This window comes from Burkholderia sp. Tr-862 (genome assembly GCF_011753085.1).
Classification (GTDB): domain Bacteria; phylum Pseudomonadota; class Gammaproteobacteria; order Burkholderiales; family Burkholderiaceae; genus Burkholderia; species Burkholderia ambifaria.
The window spans coordinates 1-4,178 of the sequence record NZ_VWWG01000290.1 but is presented as its reverse complement, the minus strand read 5'-3'; the positions used below and the strand labels follow the sequence as shown (position 1 = coordinate 4,178).

Genomic DNA, 4,178 nt, shown 5'->3' with positions numbered 1-4,178 from the left:
CCGGACGCTCTTCCGATCTCAGATGTGCCCAGCGGCGTGCCCAGTCGTCCCACTGCGCGGCGTCGAAACCGGTCGCCGCCGGCGATGCGGCGGTGAGCCGCGCGGGCGGACAATCCCACAACCGTGCGGCCGCTTCCTCGACGTCGCGTCGTTCGCGAGCGTGATCGCATCGGCGCCCCGGTAGTGCAGGCGGCCGTCGGCGATCTGCGTGATCCTCGATTCGAGCACGGGCACGCCCCAGTCGAGCGAGCGTTCGGCGACGCCGCCCGCACGTTTTGCATCGGCGCGACGGCGCGCGAGCAGGCGCCCCTCGTCGGCGTCGTAGCGGCGGCGCTTGCTCGCGCCGTCGGGCAGCGAGCGCAGCAGGCCGCGGCTCACATACGCATAAAGGGTGCTCACGCTGACACCGAGAATGCCGGCGGCTTCCGGCGCGCTGAGGGACGTCATGCGGATCGCTCCTGTCGGGGCGCATGAAACGCAGCCCGGCTACAACTATTCGTTATGCATTGATTCGCGCAATCAAGATTGATCGCGCCCGTCGCGAATTCTAGACTCGATTCAGTCTCCTCAACGGCGCGCTTTCACCATGACCCCCGAACTCGCATTGACCCGTTTGTGGCAACTCGCGCACGGCGCGCCTGACGCGCTGGCCCGCGCGGCCGTGACGGGGCAGGACCCGACGCTGCCGTCGACGTTCCACGTCGGCACGCTGGCCGCGGCGACGATCGCGGCAGCCGGGCTCGCCGCGGCCGAATGTCACCGGCTGCGCACGGGTGTCGCGCAGCGCGTCGACGTGTCGATGCGCGACGCGCTCGTCGCGTTCCGCAGCGAACGCTACCTGCGCGTGGACGATGGCCCGCCGCCGGAGCCGCGTCATCCGGTGACGGGCTTCTACGACACGCGCGACGGACGCTGGATCCAGCTGCATGCGAACTTTCCGCATCACCTGCACGGGATTCTCGACGTGCTCGGCTGCGGCCCGCGGCGCGACAACGTTGCCGCGGCGATCCGCACATGGGACGGCACGGCGCTCGATACCGCGCTGGCCGAGGCCGGCCTGTGCGCGGCATTGATCAGAACCCCTGACGAATGGGCTTCGCACGACCAGGCGCGCGCGCTCGCGTCGCTGCCGCTGTTCGAGATCGAGCGGATCGGCGATGCGCCCGTCGAGGCGATCGGCCGCGGCGAGGCCGGCCAGCCGCTCGCGGGCGTGCGCGTGCTCGATCTCACGCGCATCATCGCGGGGCCGGTCGCGGGCCGCACGCTCGCGTCGCACGGCGCGCAAACGCTGCTCGTCAACGGCCCGCACCTGCCGAACATCGCGTCGCTCGTGATCGACAACGGGCGCGGCAAGCGCTCCACGTGGATCGACCTGCGCGAGGCGGCGGGCGTCGCCGCGTTGCGCGATCTCGCACGCCACGCCGACGTATTCCTGCAGGCCTATCGCCCGGGCGCGCTCGCCGCGCGCGGGTTCTCGCCGCAGGCGCTCGCGGAACTGCGGCCCGGCATCGTGTGCGTGTCGGTGTCCGCATACGGGCACGCGGGGCCATGGTCGATGCGGCGCGGCTTCGACAGCCTCGTGCAGTCGGCGAGCGGCATCGCATGGAGCGAGCAGCACGCGGCGCACGCGGATGGCCCGCGCCATCTGCCGTGCCAGGCGCTCGATCATGCGACGGGTTATCTGGCGGCATTCGGCGCTATGATCGCGCTCGCGCGCCGGGCGACGGAAGGGGGAAGCTGGCACGTGCGGTTGTCGCTCGCGCAGACGGGGCGCTGGCTGCAATCGTTCGGCGTGGTGCCGGACGGTCTGCACGCACCGGAGTTCACGCCCGACGACGTGCGCGACCGGATCGACCGGAGCGCGTCGCCGTTTGGCACGATCGATGCGGTGCGCCCGGCCGAACGCCTGTCGGCGACGCCGCCGCGCTTCGCTCGGCCGCCCGTCCCGCTCGGCACAGACGACGCGCGCTGGCTGTGAGCGCGGGCGGCGCGGTGCCCGTTACTTGCGCAGCTCGACGACGAAGTCGTAGTAGTCGTTGCGGCAGTAGGTATCGGTGAGCTCGATCGCGCGCTGGTCGGCCGTATAGCCGATCCGCGTGATCAGCAGCAGCGCGTCATGCGGCGCGATGCCCATCTGTTGCGCGATCTCGTCGGTCGCGTTGACTGCGCGGAAATGCTGCAGCGCGCGCACGATCGGCGTGCCGCGCGCTTCGAGATAGCTGTACAGCGAACCGCCGATCGCCTGCGGATCGGGAATCAGCGTGGCGGGGAACGTCGAGTTCTCGACGGCCATCACGATGCCGTCGGCGAGGCGCAGGCGCTTCAGCCGCGTGACCGATGCGGCCGGCGACAGGCCGAGCTGAATCACTTCGTCGCGGTTCGCCGGCTGGATTTCGCGCTCGAGCCACTGCGAGCTCGGCTTGAAGCCGCGGCGCTCGAGCATCTCGCTGAAGCTCGACAGCCGCGACAGCGGATCCTCGTAACGCGGCTGGATGAAATTGCCGGCGCCCTGCGTGCGGCGGATCAGGCCCTGCTCGACGAGCAGCGCGATCGCCTTGCGCGCGGTGATGCGCGACACGCCGAGCGCTTCGGACAGCACGCGCTCGGACGGTAGCGCCTCGCCGGCCGCCCAGCGATTGTCGTGGATCGCGTCGCCGAGCTTGCGGGCGAGCTGCAGATAGAGCGGCGTGTCGTGGTCGGGGTCGGGGCGCAGGTCCTGCCAGCGGTCGTCCGTGGGTGACTTCATGGAATGGGTATCGATCAGGTTGCCGGCCATTCTAAGTCATCATGCGGCGCCGTTATAGCCGGTTTTTGCCGTGTAATAGGTGAGCGCCGCACTGATTGACTACACTGATGCGTCGTATTTGATGCTTCGGCCGCGATGCGCGGCCACGAATCTGCAGCGAGGAACGCATGACAGACACGATCGCCACGGTCGTCCTGCCGGACGGCGAGACGATTCCGAAGCTCGGCCTGGGCACCTGGGAAATGGGCGAGCGGCCCGCGCGTCGCGCCGACGAGATCGCCGCATTGCGCGAGGGTATCGCGCTCGGGATGACGCTGGTCGACACCGCCGAGATGTACGGCGACGGCGCGACCGAGGAACTCGTCGGCGAGGCGCTGGCCGGCCTGCGCGACGACGTGTTCCTCGTCAGCAAGGTGTACCCGCATCATGCGAGCCGGCGCGGCGTCGTCGCCGCGTGCGAGGCGAGCCTCCAGCGTTTGCGTACCGATCATCTCGACCTGTACCTGCTGCACTGGCGCGGCTCGGTGCCGCTCGAGGAGACGGTCGAGGGGTTCGAGGCGTTGCGGCGCGCGGGCAAGATCCGGCACTGGGGCGTCAGCAACTTCGATACGGCCGACATGGCCGAGCTCGTCGACGAGGCGGGCGGCGGCGCGTGCGCGACCAACCAGATCCTCTACAACATCGCGCGGCGCGGTGCGGAATTCGACCTGCTGCCGTGGCTTGCCGACCACCGGATGCCCGCGATGGCCTACAGCCCGGTCGATCACGGGCGGCTGCCGAAGCGCTCGCCACTCGACGAGATCGCGCGACAGCGCGGCGTGTCGGTGACGCGTCTCGCGCTTGCCTGGGTCCTTGCGCAACCGGGTGTGTTCGCGATTCCGAAGGCGTCGCGGATCGAGCACGTGCGCGACAATCGTGCGGCGCTCGATCTCGTGTTGAGCGATGACGAGCGCGCGCAGATCGACGGTTATTTCCGTCCGCCGCGCAGCAAGCGCGCGCTCGAAATGCTCTGACGGCACCTGCTCAGGCGATGCGTCGGTCAGTGGCCATGGCCGCCGGCCGATCCGCCGCTGCCGCCATTGCCGTTGCCGTTGCCGACACCGTTGGCACCGCCGTTGCCGGCGCCACCATTACCGTTGCCATTCCCGTTGCCGCCGCCGTTGCCGTGACCGCCGGTTCCATGACCGCCGGCGCCGCTGCCGCTGCCGCTATTACCTTGGCCACCGTTGCCACCGGCGCTACCGCCGCCATTGCCGGCACCGCCGCTGCCATTGCCATTCCCGTTGCCGTGACCGCCGCTGCCGCTGCCACCGCTGCCACCGCTGCCACCGCTGCCACCGCTGCCGCCGCTGCCGCCGCTGCCGCCGCTGCCGCCGCTGCCGCCGCTGCCGCCGCTGCCGCCGCTGCCGCCGCTGCCGCCGCTGCCGCCGCT

The 4,178-nt window shown here is 70.4% G+C and carries 4 protein-coding genes and 1 pseudogene; 2 read left to right on the top strand and 3 right to left on the bottom strand.

The genetic code is table 11. The annotated features are described in order from the left end of the window. Positions 1 to 447: pseudogene (locus F3J14_RS33890) on the bottom strand (helix-turn-helix domain-containing protein); the annotation flags it as partial. 139 nt (positions 448 to 586) lie between these two features. On the opposite strand from F3J14_RS33890, the gene F3J14_RS33885 reads away from it, so the two are divergent. Then, positions 587 to 1,978: a CoA transferase gene (locus F3J14_RS33885; RefSeq protein WP_166726620.1), complete on the top strand. Its 1,392-nt coding sequence runs from the start codon at positions 587 to 589 to the stop codon at positions 1,976 to 1,978. Between the two features lie 21 nt (positions 1,979 to 1,999). Here the strand turns inward: F3J14_RS33885 and F3J14_RS33880 are convergent, their stop codons facing one another. Beyond that, a complete protein-coding gene (locus F3J14_RS33880; RefSeq protein ID WP_166726619.1) occupies positions 2,000 to 2,746 on the bottom strand; it encodes a GntR family transcriptional regulator in 747 nt (248 codons plus the stop codon). 167 nt (positions 2,747 to 2,913) lie between these two features. On the opposite strand from F3J14_RS33880, the gene F3J14_RS33875 reads away from it, so the two are divergent. Further along, positions 2,914 to 3,759 carry an aldo/keto reductase gene (locus F3J14_RS33875; protein ID WP_166726618.1) on the top strand — a complete coding sequence of 282 codons (846 nt, stop codon included), beginning with the start codon at positions 2,914 to 2,916 and terminating at the stop codon, positions 3,757 to 3,759. Between the two features lie 26 nt (positions 3,760 to 3,785). Here F3J14_RS33875 and F3J14_RS33870 read toward each other — a convergent pair. Next, positions 3,786 to 4,178: hypothetical protein (locus F3J14_RS33870; RefSeq protein ID WP_211080429.1), on the bottom strand; the 393-nt coding region annotated here is incomplete at its 5' end.

Coding starts and splice junctions, on each gene's coding strand:
- F3J14_RS33875 (WP_166726618.1), top strand. CDS start 2,914: ATGACAGACACGATCGCCACGGTCGTCCTGCCGGACGGCGAGACGATT.
- F3J14_RS33880 (WP_166726619.1), bottom strand. CDS start 2,746: ATGAAGTCACCCACGGACGACCGCTGGCAGGACCTGCGCCCCGACCCC.
- F3J14_RS33885 (WP_166726620.1), top strand. CDS start 587: ATGACCCCCGAACTCGCATTGACCCGTTTGTGGCAACTCGCGCACGGC.